Here is a 15,231-nt window from a genome sequence, read left to right as displayed (position 1 = left end):
CCTTCAACTTTAAAACTAAGGGTAAAAATGAAACAAACGACTATCGCTAAACTGGTTGCAGTTGCTGCTGCAGGTCTGTTGTCCCAAGCGGCTTTCGCTGACGGCGGCACGGTTAATTTCAACGGCCAGATCGTCGATTCCCCATGCTCAATCGATCCGTCCAGCCAAAACATCACGGTGCCGATGGGTACTGTTTCGCGTGCAGTATTGAATGGCGCAGCAGGCAAGAAGGCAACCCCATCGAAGTTCCAGATCCTGTTGACCAACTGCGGCGCGACTGCCAAAGGCGCAACTGTGACTTTCACCGGCACAACCGATGTCAACGTGACTGACGATCTGGCCCTGGCAAACGCTGGCCAAGTTGGCGTGACTACCGCAACCGGCGTGGCTATCGAGCTGGGCGACTCTGCCGGTACCAAGATTCCTGTCGGTTCGGCATCGGGTACTTACGTTCTGGGCCTGGGCAACAATCCTTTGAATTTCCAAGCCACCTATGTGTCGACCGGCCCTGCGGTCACTGTCGGCCCAGCTAACTCCACAGCGCAGTTCGTTGTTACTTACCTGTAATCAGCGCGCCTACGCACACATCTTGAAGCGGCATTAGCCGTTTCGCCTTGTTTGGCGGGGTGTGTACTGGCGCCTGTTGCGGCCAGTTTTTTTGAGGATGTGCCGGCATGCCGAAACGCAAGCGCATGCCGGCCGCCATTTTCCCCCTGCCAATGCATCAATTTGTGAGCACGCACTGCTTGCTTAGAAATTTGTGCATAGGACATTTTGATAGACGAGGTTTTCCATGTTGAACAAAAGATTCATTATTTCCGCCGTCGTCGGCAGCGTGCTGGCCGCATGCACGCTGGTGGCAGGCGCCAGCGTGATGCTGGGCGGTACCCGCGTGATCATTGGAGAAAAAGACCGGCAGGCATCGATTCCACTCAAAAACACCGGTAGCTCGCCCTATGTGGTGCAGACCTGGATTGATGCTGGCGAAGGCAAGAACAAGGCGCCGCTGCTGGTGACGCCGCCTTTATCGCGGCTCGATCCGGGAGCGGAAAACATCTTGCGCATCGTGCGCATCTCCAACGATTTGCCGAGTGACCGTGAATCGGTGTTCTGGCTCAACGTCAAGGAAATCCCGGAAAAATCGGATCAGCCGAATGTGCTGCAAATCGCGGTGCGTACCCGCATCAAGGTGTTCTACCGGCCGGCGGGCCTGGCCGGCAAGCCGGATGAGGCTCGCAGCTTGATCACGCTGGCTGTGGTGGCGGCTGAGGATGGCAAGGGCGCTGCGCTGCGTGTTAACAATCCGAGCGCATACAACATCACCTTTACCGGCTTCAAGATCAACGGCGGCAAGGAACAGACCAAGGCTGGCATGGTGCCGGCATTTGGCGCGATGGATTTTCCGCTGACGGCGATCAGCAGCCCGCAGCCGGTCGATGTCAGCTACACCACCATCAATGACTACGGCGGAGAAACGCCGGAAGTCGTGACCAAGGCTGCGGTAGCAAGCGCCACGCCGGCAGCTGCCGGCAAATAAACAATGCTTTTGTTCCAGACAACAGCAGGTAGCACCTAGTCCTGTCAAGGCAAATGACTCTGTCGCGCAAGGCAGAAATTACGGAAGGAATGCAGTGATCAGATCGTCATATCAACGCAAGCCGGTACGACTCGCATTGTCCGCGATTACGCTGGCTGTGCTGGCGCAACTGGCCCATGCGCAAGGGCCATCTGGCTCGGTATTCAACGAGGAGTTCCTGAATATCGGCGGTGAGCAAAGCCGTGCCGACTTGTCATTGTTCGCGTTCGGCAATCGTGTCCTGCCCGGCAATTATCTGGTTGACGTCAGCCTGAATGAAAGTGGCGTTGGTCAAAGCCAGGTTGATTTTGTGGGTAAGGATGATGGCAAGAATGCGCAGCCATGCCTGACACGCGCCATGCTGGACGGCTGGGGTGTCAAGGTTGAAGTATTTCCGGTGCTGATGGCGGCCGGCGATCAATGTGTCGACCTGGCGCAAGCGATTCCCGGTTCCAGCGTTTCTTTCGATGGCGAGAAGCTACGCCTGTTCATCAGCATTCCTCAGGCTGCCATGAAGCGTCAGGCGCGCGGCGCCATCAGTCCCGACAAGTGGGACAAGGGCATCAATGTGGCGATGCTGGATTACCAGATTTCGGCGGCGCGCTATGACGGCGGCAACAATGCCTCCAGCACCATGAACAACAGTATTACCGAATTCAACGCCAACCCCAGCGCGACCACCCAAGCGCGCAATACCTTGTACGCTGGCTTGCGCGGCGGCTTCAATCTTGGCGACTGGCGCTTCCGCAATTTTTCGACCTATAACCGCGGCGTCGACGGCGAAGGTCATTGGCAGTCGGTGACTTCCTATTTGCAGCGCGATATTGCTTCGCTTGGCGGCCAGCTGACCATCGGCGACAGCACCACGCCCGGCAATTTCTTCGATGCTTTCCAATTTAGGGGCGTGCAGCTGGCATCTGATGACGGCATGCTGCCCGATAGTCAGCAAGGCTATGCGCCGACCATCCGCGGCGTAGCGCAGACTAACGCGCGCGTCACCGTGCGCCAGAACGGCTTCGTGGTGTACAGCACTTATGTCGCCCCTGGTCCGTTTGTATTGGATGACTTGTATCCGACCTCCACCAGCGGTGACCTGGAAGTGACGATCACCGAGGCCGATGGCCGCGAGACCAAATTCAAGCAGGCCTTCTCCGCAGTGCCGACCTTGCTGCGCGAAGGCGCCTGGCGTTACAGCGTGACTGGCGGCCAGTACCGCAACGGTTATTCCACCGTCAGCACCGGATCTGGCAACGCCAAGCCGAATTTCGTGCAGGGCACGGTGGCGCGCGGCCTCGGCCGGGAATATTCGGTGTACGGCGGCGTGATCGCTTCCGATATATATCAATCCATATTGTTCGGGGCCGGCAAGAACCTGCGTGATTTCGGCGCGATTTCCGCGGACTTGTCGCAAGCGCATACAAAGGGGTTGTTTAACCAGAGTTATGACGGTCAGTCGTTACGCTTCCTGTATGCCAAATCGTTTGAAAATTACGGCACCAGCGTGCGCATGGCCGGTTATCGCTATTCCACCGGCGGCTTCCGCACTTTCCAGGAAGCGGCGCAGATGCAGGATCTGCAGAATGGCCAGACACTCAACAACCGGCGCAATCAGGTGCGCCTGGAACTGGCGCAGCAGCTGGGCAGCAGGGGCGGCACCGCCTATGCCTCGATCCAGCAGCAAAGCTACTGGGGCACCGATCAGAAAGACCGCCTGATGCAGATCGGATACTCGAACTTCTACAAGCAGTTCAGCTACAGCATCTTTTATAACTACAGCACCAATCTGAACGGACCGTCGAACCGCCAGCTGATGGCGACCTTGTCGATTCCGCTGGGCGACACCCGTTCCTATGCGCGTTACACCGTGGCCAAGGGCAACAACGGCGAACTGACCCAGCAAGCTAGCGTCTATGGTTCGGCACTGGACGATGGCCGCCTGACCTACAACGTCACGGCCGCGCATTCGAATCAGAGCGACAACAGCGGCAGCGCCTCTGCCAGCTATCTGGCGCAGTACGGCCGAGTTGATTTCGGCCGCGCGCAAGGTTCCGGCTACGGCCAGACCACGTTGGGCATGGCAGGTGGCTTGGTGGTGCATGGCGGCGGCGTGACCTTGTCGCAACCTCTCGGTGAAACCATGGCGTTGGTGGAAGCGCCGGACGCCGCCAATGTTGGCTTCGAAGTCTATCCGGGTGTTCGCACCGATAGCCGCGGCAACGCTGTCCTGGCCAATCTGAGCCCATACCGCGTCAACCGTCTGGCTGTGCGCACCGAGGATCTCGGCGACAGCATCGAGATCAAGAATGCCGCGCTGGATGTGGTGCCGACCCGCGGCGCAGTGGTGCTGGCGAAATTCGAAACCTCGATCGGTTTGCGCATCATGCTGAACCTGAGCGACAAGGGTGGCAGGCCGTTGCCGTTCGGCGCCAAGGTCGATAACGAACAAGGGCAGGAATTGGGCATCGTAGGCAGCGAGGGCCAGACCTTTATTACCGGCGCTAAGGAAAGCGGCATATTGAACGTCAAGTGGGGGCAGGGTGCGGCAGAACAGTGCAGCGTCAAATACCAGCTGTCGGCCGAGAAGAATCCAGCGCCGATTCGCGAACTTAACGCACAGTGTGAGTAAACATGGAAAAATTAACTAAAAAAATCATCGGCATCGGCGGCTATCTGGCATGGATAGCATTGTCCGCAGCGGCTTTGCTGGGCGCATCGGGGGCGCAGGCGGCTTGTGTGCGGCCAGCCGGCGCGGTCGAGAAAATCATCCAGATGGACATGGGTACGGTGGTCATTCCGAACAACGCTGCCGTTGGCGCGGTATTTGCCACCAAGAGCTTCACCATTCCGATCGCGGGCGCATCGGAAACATCCTGGATTTGCAGCGGTGGCGGTTATGTGACAGGTAGCATTTTGCAAGGTTCTCCGGTGGCCGGGATGCCGAACGTCTATACGACTGCTGTGACCGGTGTCGGTATCAGGCTGTCGCGCCAGATTACCGGCATTGGACAGACTTACTATCCGCATGTCATCAATATCGCCAATGGCAACGCAGTGTTTTTGAGTCCGTCGTATTTCACGGTCGAGTTGATCAAGACCGCCACCAAGACCGGTAACGGGCCGTTGGCGGCCGGCACGTACACCACCTATGTCGGCAATGGCGACAACAAGTCCGCCATCACTTCCATTCTGTCTGGCAATGGCATCACCATCATCACGCCTTCATGCACGGTCGATACCGGCTCCCAAAATGTGGTGGTGAATTTCGGTTCGATTTCCCGGGGGAGTTTCAAAGGCATCGGTTCGACGGCCGGCGACCGTCCTTTCAATATCAAGTTGAATTGCCAGCGCGGCGAAAACGCCCAGAACACCATTTTGCTGAACATGCAAGCGACTGCGGATTTATCCAAGAGCGCCGGGGTTACGCAGTTGACGCAGAGCGCCGGCGTGGCAACCGGGGTCGCCATCCAGATTCTCGACAAGAATAGCCAACCGGTGATATTCGGTACCGCAATGACAGTCGGTCCGTCGGCGGATATCCAGTATGTGGTGCCGTTCACGGCACGCTATTATCAGACTGCCGGCACGGTTACCACCGGCAGCGCCAACGGCACCGCCACCTTCACCGTCGAATATCAATGACGGCAGGCGCTGTTGTCTAGGATGTCGCCAACGCCGCGCGTTGCTGCAACAGAGTAAGCCAGCGCTCGCCGCATTGCGCATCGCTGATGCACAACGCGTAATCGGTAACGGTGCGGGCGGCGCGTTCCAGCAGTTGGATATCGGCTTCGTGCTGGCGCGCGACGTGCGGGTCTTCCAGGAACAATACGCGGCGGCATTGCTGACGGTCGAGTATCAATTCGGCAATCTGCGCATCGCCGCCCAGCGGGCCGCTGAGGAAGGGGCGAACCCAGTTGCGGCCGGCTTCTTCCCCTTTGATTTTTTGCGCCAGCTTGTTGAGCAGGCTGCCGGTGGTACCGGTAGCGCAGCGAAATGCGAACTGGTCCAGCAATGCGAAGTGGCGTTCCGCAATATCCAACATTCTTTCTTTCATCGCATCGTGGGCGATCAGGGCGATGCCTTCGTTGCCGAGGTCGAACGTTGGATCGAGCGCTGCATTGGGTGTTGCGCCGGTAGCCACTGCTTCCAATTCCAGCCACTCGCGGGCGCCGGCGAGCGTCGACAGGAACGGCTTGCCGTGGATCACACATTGCCGCTTCAGCGCGACCGCTTCAGGAAAGGTCGACGATGGGTCGACAGGATCCATGATGTAGATCACCGCATCCAGCGTGCGCGCCGGGTCGGCATCGACCACGCGCGACACCAGTTTCATCAGGCCGCCTTGACGTCCATATGGGAAGCGTTCGATATGCGGGTATTGATCGAGCAAGCCCAGCTGCTGCATTGCATCGAGCGTGCGGCCGACCACGATCAATTGCGGCTTCAAATGTTGTTCAATGTTGCTCCGGCTGCCGTTGAGCAATTGCGCCAGCGCCGAATCGGGGCCGTGCTGATGACTACGGCTGGTGGCCAGGCCGATCCGGAAGGCGGGCGATTTGAGGGCAGCGGATGGGGAAGAATTGGCAGTCATAGGATGGGATCAGGAGTCGACGGGGGCAACATTGCGCGATGCCGACTTTACCATATCGCCATGCGTTTTCGAGCAGCGTTTGGGGCATGATCGCAATCGTTGCCGGCGGGGCAGATTGGCAATGTCAAGCCAAATGGCACTACAATGGCATCATGAATAAGGCATTTGTTAAAGAATCTGAGGGCGATGACGACGATCTGGAATTCGGATTGCCGCCGATCCCGCCAGGTACCAAGAATTACATGACGCCGGCCGGTTACCAGCGCATGAAAGATGAACTGTTGCACCTGATTGATGTTGACCGGCCTGAAGTGGTGAAGATTGTTTCCTGGGCGGCATCGAACGGCGATCGTTCCGAGAATGGCGATTACATCTACGGCAAGCGCCGCTTGCGTGAAATCGACCGCCGCATCCGCTTCCTGACCAAGCGACTGGATCTGGCCGAGGTGGTCGACCCGAGCGTGCATCACGGTCGCGACCAGGTGTTTTTCGGGGCGACCGTGACTTACCAGAATTCTGCTGGCGAGGAACATACCGTGACGATCGTCGGTATCGACGAACTGGATCCTCTGCACGGAAAAATCAGCTGGATTTCACCTGTCGCTCGTGCGCTGACCAAGGCTCATGAAGGCGAGACAGTCACTTTCATGACGCCGGCGGGGCTGGATGAACTGGAAATACTGACGGTCAGCTACCCGCAACCGTAGGGGGGGCGACGTGCTCGCTACATCTGCACTCGTCAATATCATCTCTGCGTCATCCCCGCGAACGCGGGGATCCATTTTTCAGTAACCTGGATTCCCGCGGACGCGGGAATGACCGCCCATCGGTGAGCGCGAGTGGATGGCGCGGCATGCCTACCTTACCGTTTCTGATACTGCTGGCTACCGAACAAGATATCGCGCGCTTTGTCGTCAGTGAGCGGCTTACGTGCCCCTGCCAGCACTTCGACGCCGCGCTTGACCGCAGGTCGCTCTGCGATCGCGTCGAACCAGGTTTTCAGGTTAGGGAAATCGCTCAACTCAACACCTTGGTTTTTCCACGAACGAATCCACGGGAAAGTGGCGATGTCGGCAATCGTGTATTCATTTCCGGCCAGGAAGCGATGCTGCGACAATTGCTTGTCGATCACGCCGTAGAGGCGTTTGGCTTCATTGGTATAGCGGTTGATCGCGTATTCGATCTTTTCCGGCGCATAGATACGGAAATGATGGGCCTGGCCCAGCATCGGCCCGACGCCGCCCATCTGGAACATCAGCCATTGCAGCGTGCTGAACTTCTCGCGATCGGTATTGCCGAGGAATTTGCCGCTTTTGCCGGCCAGGTATACCAGGATCGCGCCCGATTCGAATAGCGAGATCGGCTTGCCGTCAGGGCCATGCGCATCGACGATGGCGGGAATCTTGTTGTTTGGCGAGATCGACAGGAAATCCGGATTGAACTGGTCGCCGGCACCGATATCGACGCCATGCACGCGATACGGCAGGCCGCATTCCTCCAGCATGATGTGAACCTTGTGACCGTTTGGCGTGGGCCAGCTGTAGACGTCGATCATGATGTTTCCTTTATCTGATGATTAAGCCGGCCGGCGCAAAGATGCGTGGCCGATGGTTTAAATTTTTGCCAGGCGCTGCAACGCTTGTTGCAAGGTTTGGTCTTGTTTGGCGAAGCAGAAACGGACGATTCCGGATTCGCGCGGCGAATCGTAGAACGCCGAAACCGGAATCGCCGCAACGCCAATCTCTGAAGTCAGCCAGACCGCAAAATCAGCTTCGCTCATCGCCGAAATGGCAGAGTAGTCGACGCACAGAAAATAGGTGCCATCGGCAGGCAGCAGCTTGAAGCGGGTGTGCTTCAAGCCATCGCGGAACAGGTCGCGCTTGCGCTGGTAGAACGCCGCCAGCTCCAGGTAGGGCGCTGGATTCTGCATGTAAGTTGCAATGCCGTGCTGCACCGGCGTATTGACGGTGAAAATATTGTATTGGTGGACCTTGCGAAATTCCGCCGACAGCGCCGGTGGCGCCGCGACGTAGCCGATCTTCCAGCCGGTCACGTGATAGGTCTTGCCGAAGCTGGAGACGATGAAGGCGCGCTCCGCCAGTTCCGGATGGCGGCAGATCGATTCGTGGCGCAGGCCGTCATACACCATGTGTTCATATACCTCGTCCGACAAGATCAGGATGTCGGTGCCGCGCACGATATCTTTCAACGCTTCGATGTCGGCCAGGTTCAGTACGCTGCCGGTCGGGTTGTGCGGCGAGTTGATCATGATCATCCGGGTGCGCGGGCTGACTGCGGCAGCAATCTGGTCCCATGGAATCGCATAACCGTCGGCGCCGAGCGTCATCTGCACCAGTACCGGTTTGCCGCCGGCCAGTTCGATCGCCGGCACATAGCTGTCATAAGCCGGCTCGATCACGATCACTTCATCGCCTGGATGCACTGCGCACATGATGGCGGTCAGCAGGCCCTGGGTGGCGCCGGCGGTCACCGTGATATCGGTGGCGGGGTCGTAGCTGTGGCCGTAGAGTTTTTCGATCTTGGCGGCGATCGCCTGGCGCAAGGCCGGTACACCGGTCATCGGCGGGTATTGGTTGAAGCCATTCTTCATGGCGTCGCTGACGGCATTGACCAGCGCTGGGTCGCAATCGAAATCGGGGAATCCCTGGCCCAGGTTGACCGCCGATTTTTCGCTGGCGAGCGTCGACATCACGGTAAAAATGGTGGTGCCGACGCGCGGTAGTTTGGATTTGAGCGGGCCGGCACCGCCGTCGCTGGTCGCTACTGTGGAATCGCGTTTCATCTGCTGTCAATCTCTGCTTGTGTCTGAATTCGGCATTTTAGCGGTTTGTTGCAGACTGCACAGGACGGCGCCGATTAATCGCCTGCGGCCTCCGGCGGCAGCCAAGCCTGCGGCGTGACGATAGCGAACAGGCCGGCCTTGGCAGTCTTGCGCGCCAGTTTTAACAGCGCCTTGTCCTTGGTAATCAGGGTGGCGGCGTGCGCGCCGAGCGCAAGTTCCAGGAACTTCTGATCGTCGCGGTCGGTGCATAGCGGCAGGCGGATGTCGGTGCGTGGCGTCAGCGCCTCCGGCGCCAGGCAGGTTACCAGTGCGTCGAACTCGGCATTGATGCCGGGACGGGTGGTATCGGTGATCGGTAAATGGGGATAGTGCAGCACCATTTGCCACTCCAGGCGGCAATCGCCGCGGGTGACCGCTTCCACGGTGCCATCTTGCAATGCTGTCATCAGGGTAGCCCAGCGCTTGTCGCGAAATACAAATAGATCGAGGCAGACATTGGTGTCGATCACGACGCGCGGTTTCTGTATGGCTGGTGCTGCTGGCGATTCTTGGTTCATGCGGGTTTTCATCGATCGGAAGGATGCATTTTACCTTGATCGGGATGGTAGTCGGCGGCTTCCAGCAGTTGCGCAAAAGTGCTGGCGAAATGATGCACATCTCCCGGCCAGCGAGCCGAGACGTAATTGCCGTCGGTAACCACAAAAGCTGGCCGGCCATCGGCCACGCTATCGCGAAACAGGCCGCTACTTTTGCGAAAGAAGTGTGGCAAGTCCGGGGTGACGTCGATAAAGTCCTCCGACCGGGCCAGAACCCGCGTGACTTCGGCCTGGACGCTACGATAGCCGGCGGCTTCACCGGCTTGTTCTACGTATGTACGGTAATAGGCAGGATCCCAGAAGCGGCCGAGGAATTTCATCAAATGCCAGGCACTGCGCTCCAGCTTCCATGTCAGTGCGGTGGTCTGGCGGCCATACAGTGCCGATTTGCCGCTTTGCGGCGAGTGGCTGCGTGCCGCCAGTACGACGCCATGGCAAATCGCAGCGACCGGCTTGCTGCTGTCAAAGAAGGCGCCGACGAATTGCTGTAAGGTCGCGTCCTCAAGGTAGGCGCGCATGCCGCGCGCGCGGTGTCCGCCGGGTAACAGCAGGCCATCAAAATCGGCGACTTGCAGATCGGCATAACGCAGCGGCGCCTGGAATGCCGGCGCGCCTTGCAATTCGGCATAGGCGGCGCGCGCAGTGGCATTGGCGCGCAATGCCAGGCCCAGCAGTTTGATTTTTTTCAGTAGCGGAATGAAACCCCAGGCATCCAGCCCTTCGCCGGAAAGCATCAGCGGATCGGCTTGGGCGCAGGCGCCATCCGGGGTGGCGAACAGCACGCGATGGCCGCGATCACTCAACACGCGCCACGGGATGGCCACTTCGCTCGGATCGAAGTCCAGGTTCGGGATCGGAATCAGGACGGTTTTTTGCGCTGCGCTCATGGCTGAAAGGCCTTGGATTCGAGAGAGTAATGCATTTGCCTGCGCAGTTGATGGACAAGCTATGCAGCTATGTTTATCCTCTAATGCTACAGGGAAATGTTCAACAGCAAGGGAAAATCAAACCGATGAAAATTCTTGAAACGGAACGTCTCATTTTGCGCACGCTGGAAGTCGATGACGCTGAATTCTATCTGCGCCAGGTGAATGAACCATCGTGGCATCAGTTTATCGGCGACAAGGGATCAGGACAGTGGAGGCGGCGCGCGCCGCCATTCTGAGTGGGCCGATGGCGATGTACGAACGCGAGGGCTTCAGTCTCTATCTGACCGAATTGAAAGACAGCGGCCTGCCGATCGGCATCTGCGGTTTGATCAAGCGGGATACCCTGCCGGACGTCGATATCGGCTACGCCTTCCTGCCGGAACACTGGGGCAAAGGCTACGCCCAAGAGGCCGCCGCCGCAGTGCTGGCCTATGGCAATCGGGCTTTCGGCCTGCAGCGGATCGTGGCAATCACCGCGCCGGACAATCAGCAATCGATCAAATTGCTGGAAAAGATCGGCCTGAAATTTGAAACCAGACTGCGCCTTACCAGCGACGGCGCGGAAACCAATTTGTTTGCCTATCACTTCTAGTTCGACGCACGGCATGCCGTTGCGCATTCCCCAGCATGCAGCCGCAGAATGGCCATGTTATGGTGGTGGTTCGTGATCTCATTTCAGGATACGGAGACGCACATGAAACTGATCGAGCCAGACGAAATAGCCGACTTTCACGCGGTGTTGCATGCCCGGCATCTTGCCGTTGACGATTTTGCACTGCACGAGATTGATACTACCGATCCCAAGACCGATGAAATCTTCGCATTGACCGGGTTCGTGACGGTGACCAGAAAATCCACCGGACATAAGCGGCAGTACCCGATCGGCGATGGTTCTCACTGGGTAGAGGAGTTTCAGCGCGATCTGCAGGAAGGGATTTTCGACTGAGCCGGATGACCCATGGCAGCGGGAATCGAGTGGACGCCGATGTGATTGCCGATGTTTCGGTATCATTGCGGACATTGTTCGGTTTATTTGGATGTTCACATGCTGATTGTTTTGTCGCCCGCAAAATCCCTTGATTACACCACTCCCAGCAGCACCGACAGCCACACCACACCGGATTTTGTCGATCATTCCGCCGAATTGATCGAGGTCCTGAAGCAACTGTCGCCAGCCCAAATCGGCAGCATGATGAAAATCTCCGATCCGCTGGCGCAATTGAATACCGCCCGTTTCGCCTCATGGTCGAAGACCTTCACCAGCGACAATTCCAAGCAGGCCATCATGGCCTTTAATGGCGATGTCTATGAAGGACTGAATGCGGCAACGCTGAACAGCGCGCAGTTGACCTACACCCAGAACCACGTACGGATTTTGTCTGGCCTGTATGGCGTATTGCGTCCGCTCGACCGCATGCAGCCGTACCGGCTCGAGATGGGCACCAGCCTGGTCAACCCGCGTGGCCGGAATCTTTACGCATTCTGGGGCGATACGGTAACGCAAGCCCTGAACCAGCATCTGGCCAAGCAGAAGAAGAGGGCGCTGGTTAATCTGGCGTCGGAAGAGTATTTCAAGGTGGTCAGGCCGGCGGTGCTGGATGCGCCGATTATTTCCCCGGTTTTTGAAGATTGGAAGAACGGCAAGTACAAGATCATTTCGTTCTACGCCAAGCGCGCGCGCGGCCTGATGGCGCGCTACGCGGCGTTGAACAAGATTACCGACCCGGAAAAGCTCAAAGGCTTCGATCTCGATGGTTATCAATATGTTCCGCAGGATTCCGATGCCGGGCGCTGGATGTTCCGTCGACGCCTGGCCGACTAGGCAAAGGTAAAAACCGTTTTACGCATCGTACTGAATACTGAGTACCGACACTGGGCAAAGGATAAATAATGAGCACTACCAACCTCGCTGTAACTTACCAGGACATCGCTGCAGCCGCCAAGCGCCTGGAAGGGATTGCCCGGAAAACACCTGTGCTGACTTCCGGCCAGGCCGACAAGCAGGCCAACGCCACGGTCTTTTTCAAGTGCGAGAACTTCCAGCGGGTTGGCGCATTCAAGTTTCGCGGCGCCTACAACGCCATCAGCAGCCTCAGCGAAGCGCAGAAGCAACAGGGCGTGGTGGCGTTCTCATCTGGCAACCATGCGCAAGGCATTGCACTGGCAGCGCGCATGCTTGGCGTGCACGCCACCATCGTCATGCCGAGCAATGCGCCGGCCATGAAGCTGGCGGCCACGCGCGAATACGGCGCCGAGGTGATTCTTTACGACCGCGAGCGCGAAGACCGCGAAGTAATCGCGGCACGCCTGTCCAGCGAGCGTGGCTGCGCCACCATTCCAGCCTATGACCATCCGGACGTGATTGCCGGTCAGGGTACCGTTGCCAAGGAGTTGATCGATGAAGTCGGGGCGCTCGACTATCTGTTCGTCTGCACGGGCGGCGGCGGTTTATTGTCCGGCTGCGCGATAGCCGCAGCGCATTTGTCGCCAGGATGCATCGTCATCGGTGTCGAGCCGGAGGCCGGCAACGATGCCCAGCAGTCGTTGCGCAGCGGCGAGATTGTGCATATCGCGGTGCCGGACACGATTGCCGATGGCGCGCAAACGCAGCATATCGGCAAGCTGGTGCTGCCTATTTTGCAAGCTTATGTAAAGGACATTATTACCGTCAGCGATGGTCAGTTGCGCACGCAAATGCGGTTTTTCGCGGAACGAATGAAGATCGTGGTCGAGCCGGCCGGCTGCCTGGCTGCCGCAGCCGTGATGCACAGGGCATTTGATTTTGACGGCGCCAAGGTCGGCGTCATTGTCAGCGGCGGTAATGTCGATATGGAATCTTTTGGCCGCAATATTGCCCTTGCTAAACCCTATTCTTAACTATTTCGTGTAACCGCCCTGGCCATCGCAAGCGGATTTGATTGCTTGCCGGGAACGGAAAGCCGTGCATTTGCGAGAGATTTTCTGCGTAAAAGCAGTATGCCGCGATTGTTAAACAATTTATTGCCGGTTTGACCGCTTTCGCTGCAGCGCGTTAGAATGCCGGGTTATTAAAAAACTGGGCCTTGGTAACTATGCGTCGCAAACTTGTAGCGGGTAACTGGAAAATGAATGGCAGTCTGGTTGCCAATGCGGCTTTGCTGGCGGAAATCAAGGCCGGCGCAGCAGCTCCAGCTTGCGATGTTGCCTTGTGTGTGCCAGCGCCTTACTTGGCGCAGTGCCAGGCTGCACTTGCCGGATCGGCAATAGCATGGGGTGGGCAGGATGTGTCGGCGCATACGGCAGGCGCATATACCGGAGAAGTTTCGGTATCGATGCTGGAGGATTTTTCTTGCAGATACGTCATCGTTGGTCATTCCGAACGACGCGCCTATCATGCAGAGAGCGACGCTGTCGTGGCGCAGAAGGTATTGCGCGCGCTGGAAGCCGGTGTGACGCCAATCGTATGCGTCGGCGAAACCCTGGCCGAGCGTGAGGCTGGCCAGACCGAGGCAGTCGTTGGTCGTCAGTTAGATGCAGTATTGAACGTCTTGGCCGATGCTGATCTGGCTAGGATCGTGGTGGCTTACGAGCCGGTCTGGGCGATTGGCACCGGCAAGACAGCGACGCCGCAAATGGCGCAAGATGTGCATTTGGCATTGCGCGCCCAGTTGGCAAAAAAGAATGCCGCAGCGGCGCTTGAAGTAAAGATTTTGTATGGTGGCAGCATGAAGCCTGACAATGCTGTTGAACTGCTGGCCATGCCGGATATCGATGGCGGCCTGATTGGCGGCGCGGCATTGAAGTCAGCGGATTTCCTGGCGATCATTGCCGCAGCGTGATTGGAAGTGCCCGCATCGATGCAGTGGCTTGATGAAATCGATGCAGTAAGTGAAAAGATTGATAGGGCGCAGATGCCATCGGGGCTCGGCAGTTCGGATCAAGTAAATATAGAATCAACTCTCATTGGAAGTCATTAAATGAACACAGTATTTAACATCATTGTCATCCTTCAGGTTCTGTCGGCATTGACGATCATCGGTCTCGTGCTGCTGCAACATGGCAAGGGCGCCGATATGGGGGCAGCATTCGGTTCGGGTGCCTCGGGCAGTCTGTTCGGCGCCAGCGGTTCGTCGAACTTCCTGTCGAAGTCGACTGGCCTGGCCGCAGCAATTTTCTTCATCGCGACACTGGCACTGGTGTACTTGGGTAATCATCGCGGCGGCGCCACCGGCGGCGTGATGGATAACCTGCCACCGGTTTCGGCTCCGGCCGCTGCAATTCCTGCGACGCCGGCAGCGCCTGTTGCGCCAGCTGCTGATGCGGCCGGATCTGCAAGTGCAGCAGCAGCTTCCGTGCCTGCGCCGTCGACCGGCAGCGCGCAATCGAACCAGATTCCTAAGTAATTATTTGCGGGGCGCAGCGGGCAAATTGCCGAGGTACGGCGAATTGCTCTGTCCCTAGCAAATTAAATGCAATTACTCAGTAAAATTGCTGACTTTTAACCCTTTTGTGCATTGAACAAAAGTACTAAATCAGGTTAAAATAAGCCCTTATGCCGACGTGGTGAAATTGGTAGACACGCTATCTTGAGGGGGTAGTGGCGAAAGCTGTGCGAGTTCGAGTCTCGCCGTCGGCACCATAGAATACAAGGCCAGCAACGGTTGCCCCTGCGCTGGCTTTTTGTCGAGGAACTGTAGGTTGGTTTGCTGGATTGGGGGCGTCGGGTCTGATGAAACAGATCGGCAAATCACTCTACTGAC

The 15,231-nt window shown here is 57.7% G+C and carries 17 protein-coding genes and 1 tRNA gene; 13 read left to right on the top strand and 5 right to left on the bottom strand.

Translation table 11 applies throughout. The features are described from left to right. Nucleotides 1–27: 27 nt before the first annotated feature. The 4 genes from CAter10_RS13370 (at nucleotide 28) to CAter10_RS13355 (ending at nucleotide 5,215) form a co-directional block, all read left to right on the top strand. A complete protein-coding gene (locus tag CAter10_RS13370) occupies nucleotides 28–567 on the top strand; it encodes a fimbrial protein (RefSeq protein WP_061533787.1) in 540 nt (179 codons plus the stop codon). A 226-nt stretch (nucleotides 568–793) separates the two neighbouring features. Continuing rightward, complete coding sequence (locus tag CAter10_RS13365; RefSeq protein ID WP_061533786.1) at nucleotides 794–1,537, top strand: fimbrial biogenesis chaperone; 744 nt, start codon at nucleotides 794–796, stop codon at nucleotides 1,535–1,537. A 94-nt stretch (nucleotides 1,538–1,631) separates the two neighbouring features. Further along, complete coding sequence (locus CAter10_RS13360) at nucleotides 1,632–4,202, top strand: fimbria/pilus outer membrane usher protein (RefSeq protein ID WP_061533785.1); 2,571 nt, start codon at nucleotides 1,632–1,634, stop codon at nucleotides 4,200–4,202. Between the two features lie 2 nt (nucleotides 4,203–4,204). After that, nucleotides 4,205–5,215 (top strand): fimbrial protein, encoded by a 1,011-nt coding sequence (locus CAter10_RS13355; RefSeq protein ID WP_061533784.1) that lies wholly within the window; start codon nucleotides 4,205–4,207, stop codon nucleotides 5,213–5,215. Between the two features lie 16 nt (nucleotides 5,216–5,231). On the opposite strand, the gene CAter10_RS13350 is transcribed toward CAter10_RS13355, so the two are convergent. Beyond that, complete coding sequence (locus tag CAter10_RS13350; RefSeq protein ID WP_061533783.1) at nucleotides 5,232–6,164, bottom strand: hypothetical protein; 933 nt, start codon at nucleotides 6,162–6,164, stop codon at nucleotides 5,232–5,234. A 152-nt stretch (nucleotides 6,165–6,316) separates the two neighbouring features. Here CAter10_RS13350 and greB point away from each other — a divergent pair, with 152 nt between their 5' ends. Continuing rightward, on the top strand, nucleotides 6,317–6,871 hold the full coding sequence (gene greB, locus CAter10_RS13345) for a transcription elongation factor GreB (RefSeq protein WP_061535348.1): 555 nt from the start codon (nucleotides 6,317–6,319) through the stop codon (nucleotides 6,869–6,871). 155 nt (nucleotides 6,872–7,026) lie between these two features. Here greB and CAter10_RS13340 read toward each other — a convergent pair whose 3' ends face one another. From CAter10_RS13340 to CAter10_RS13325, 4 genes are all read right to left on the bottom strand, one after another. Continuing rightward, a complete protein-coding gene (locus CAter10_RS13340) occupies nucleotides 7,027–7,719 on the bottom strand; it encodes a glutathione binding-like protein (protein WP_061533782.1) in 693 nt (230 codons plus the stop codon). 57 nt (nucleotides 7,720–7,776) lie between these two features. Continuing rightward, nucleotides 7,777–8,967: a pyridoxal phosphate-dependent aminotransferase gene (locus tag CAter10_RS13335; RefSeq protein WP_061533781.1), complete on the bottom strand. Its 1,191-nt coding sequence runs from the start codon at nucleotides 8,965–8,967 to the stop codon at nucleotides 7,777–7,779. A gap of 74 nt (nucleotides 8,968–9,041) precedes the next feature. Beyond that, complete coding sequence (locus tag CAter10_RS13330) at nucleotides 9,042–9,524, bottom strand: putative toxin-antitoxin system toxin component, PIN family (protein WP_061535347.1); 483 nt, start codon at nucleotides 9,522–9,524, stop codon at nucleotides 9,042–9,044. 8 nt (nucleotides 9,525–9,532) lie between these two features. Beyond that, nucleotides 9,533–10,450, bottom strand: a complete 918-nt coding sequence (locus CAter10_RS13325) for a type 1 glutamine amidotransferase domain-containing protein (protein WP_061533780.1) — start codon at nucleotides 10,448–10,450, stop codon at nucleotides 9,533–9,535. 29 nt (nucleotides 10,451–10,479) lie between these two features. On the opposite strand from CAter10_RS13325, the gene CAter10_RS23655 reads away from it, so the two are divergent. The 8 genes from CAter10_RS23655 (at nucleotide 10,480) to CAter10_RS13290 (ending at nucleotide 15,110) form a co-directional block, all read left to right on the top strand. Next, the gene (locus tag CAter10_RS23655) at nucleotides 10,480–10,728 is read left to right on the top strand and encodes a GNAT family N-acetyltransferase (RefSeq protein WP_236905347.1); all 249 of its coding nucleotides are present in this window, start codon (nucleotides 10,480–10,482) and stop codon (nucleotides 10,726–10,728) included. An 8-nt stretch (nucleotides 10,729–10,736) separates the two neighbouring features. After that, the gene (locus CAter10_RS13320; RefSeq protein WP_236905345.1) at nucleotides 10,737–11,084 is read left to right on the top strand and encodes a GNAT family N-acetyltransferase; all 348 of its coding nucleotides are present in this window, start codon (nucleotides 10,737–10,739) and stop codon (nucleotides 11,082–11,084) included. A 102-nt stretch (nucleotides 11,085–11,186) separates the two neighbouring features. Next, entirely contained in the window at nucleotides 11,187–11,438 is a 252-nt protein-coding gene (locus CAter10_RS13315; RefSeq protein ID WP_061535346.1) for a hypothetical protein, read from the top strand. Between the two features lie 99 nt (nucleotides 11,439–11,537). After that, nucleotides 11,538–12,314, top strand: a complete 777-nt coding sequence (yaaA, locus tag CAter10_RS13310) for a peroxide stress protein YaaA (protein ID WP_061533779.1) — start codon at nucleotides 11,538–11,540, stop codon at nucleotides 12,312–12,314. 68 nt (nucleotides 12,315–12,382) lie between these two features. Further along, nucleotides 12,383–13,369 (top strand): threo-3-hydroxy-L-aspartate ammonia-lyase, encoded by a 987-nt coding sequence (locus tag CAter10_RS13305; RefSeq protein WP_061533778.1) that lies wholly within the window; start codon nucleotides 12,383–12,385, stop codon nucleotides 13,367–13,369. Nucleotides 13,370–13,563: 194 nt separating this feature from the next. After that, nucleotides 13,564–14,310, top strand: coding sequence for a triose-phosphate isomerase (gene tpiA, locus CAter10_RS13300; RefSeq protein ID WP_082797906.1), 747 nt, complete (start codon nucleotides 13,564–13,566; stop codon nucleotides 14,308–14,310). A 138-nt stretch (nucleotides 14,311–14,448) separates the two neighbouring features. Continuing rightward, nucleotides 14,449–14,874 (top strand): preprotein translocase subunit SecG, encoded by a 426-nt coding sequence (gene secG / locus CAter10_RS13295; RefSeq protein WP_061533776.1) that lies wholly within the window; start codon nucleotides 14,449–14,451, stop codon nucleotides 14,872–14,874. A gap of 151 nt (nucleotides 14,875–15,025) precedes the next feature. Next, nucleotides 15,026–15,110: transfer RNA gene (locus CAter10_RS13290), tRNA-Leu, on the top strand. Nucleotides 15,111–15,231 lie beyond the last annotated feature (121 nt).

The organism is Collimonas arenae, assembly GCF_001584165.1.
In the GTDB taxonomy this organism is placed as follows: domain Bacteria; phylum Pseudomonadota; class Gammaproteobacteria; order Burkholderiales; family Burkholderiaceae_D; genus Collimonas; species Collimonas arenae.
The sequence above is the reverse complement of the archived record's forward strand: the minus strand, read 5'-3'. Positions and strand labels throughout refer to the sequence as shown.

Excerpts from the sequence above, each read along its gene's own strand:
- CAter10_RS13370 (WP_061533787.1), top strand. The coding sequence starts at position 28 with ATGAAACAAACGACTATCGCTAAACTGGTTGCAGTTGCTGCTGCAGGT.
- CAter10_RS13365 (WP_061533786.1), top strand. The coding sequence starts at position 794 with ATGTTGAACAAAAGATTCATTATTTCCGCCGTCGTCGGCAGCGTGCTG.
- CAter10_RS13355 (WP_061533784.1), top strand. The coding sequence starts at position 4,205 with ATGGAAAAATTAACTAAAAAAATCATCGGCATCGGCGGCTATCTGGCA.
- CAter10_RS13350 (WP_061533783.1), bottom strand. The coding sequence starts at position 6,164 with ATGACTGCCAATTCTTCCCCATCCGCTGCCCTCAAATCGCCCGCCTTC.
- greB (WP_061535348.1), top strand. The coding sequence starts at position 6,317 with ATGAATAAGGCATTTGTTAAAGAATCTGAGGGCGATGACGACGATCTG.
- CAter10_RS13340 (WP_061533782.1), bottom strand. The coding sequence starts at position 7,719 with ATGATCGACGTCTACAGCTGGCCCACGCCAAACGGTCACAAGGTTCAC.
- CAter10_RS13335 (WP_061533781.1), bottom strand. The coding sequence starts at position 8,967 with ATGAAACGCGATTCCACAGTAGCGACCAGCGACGGCGGTGCCGGCCCG.
- CAter10_RS13330 (WP_061535347.1), bottom strand. The coding sequence starts at position 9,524 with ATGAACCAAGAATCGCCAGCAGCACCAGCCATACAGAAACCGCGCGTC.
- CAter10_RS13325 (WP_061533780.1), bottom strand. The coding sequence starts at position 10,450 with ATGAGCGCAGCGCAAAAAACCGTCCTGATTCCGATCCCGAACCTGGAC.
- CAter10_RS23655 (WP_236905347.1), top strand. The coding sequence starts at position 10,480 with ATGCATTTGCCTGCGCAGTTGATGGACAAGCTATGCAGCTATGTTTAT.
- CAter10_RS13320 (WP_236905345.1), top strand. The coding sequence starts at position 10,737 with ATGGCGATGTACGAACGCGAGGGCTTCAGTCTCTATCTGACCGAATTG.
- CAter10_RS13315 (WP_061535346.1), top strand. The coding sequence starts at position 11,187 with ATGAAACTGATCGAGCCAGACGAAATAGCCGACTTTCACGCGGTGTTG.
- yaaA (WP_061533779.1), top strand. The coding sequence starts at position 11,538 with ATGCTGATTGTTTTGTCGCCCGCAAAATCCCTTGATTACACCACTCCC.
- CAter10_RS13305 (WP_061533778.1), top strand. The coding sequence starts at position 12,383 with ATGAGCACTACCAACCTCGCTGTAACTTACCAGGACATCGCTGCAGCC.
- tpiA (WP_082797906.1), top strand. The coding sequence starts at position 13,564 with ATGCGTCGCAAACTTGTAGCGGGTAACTGGAAAATGAATGGCAGTCTG.
- secG (WP_061533776.1), top strand. The coding sequence starts at position 14,449 with ATGAACACAGTATTTAACATCATTGTCATCCTTCAGGTTCTGTCGGCA.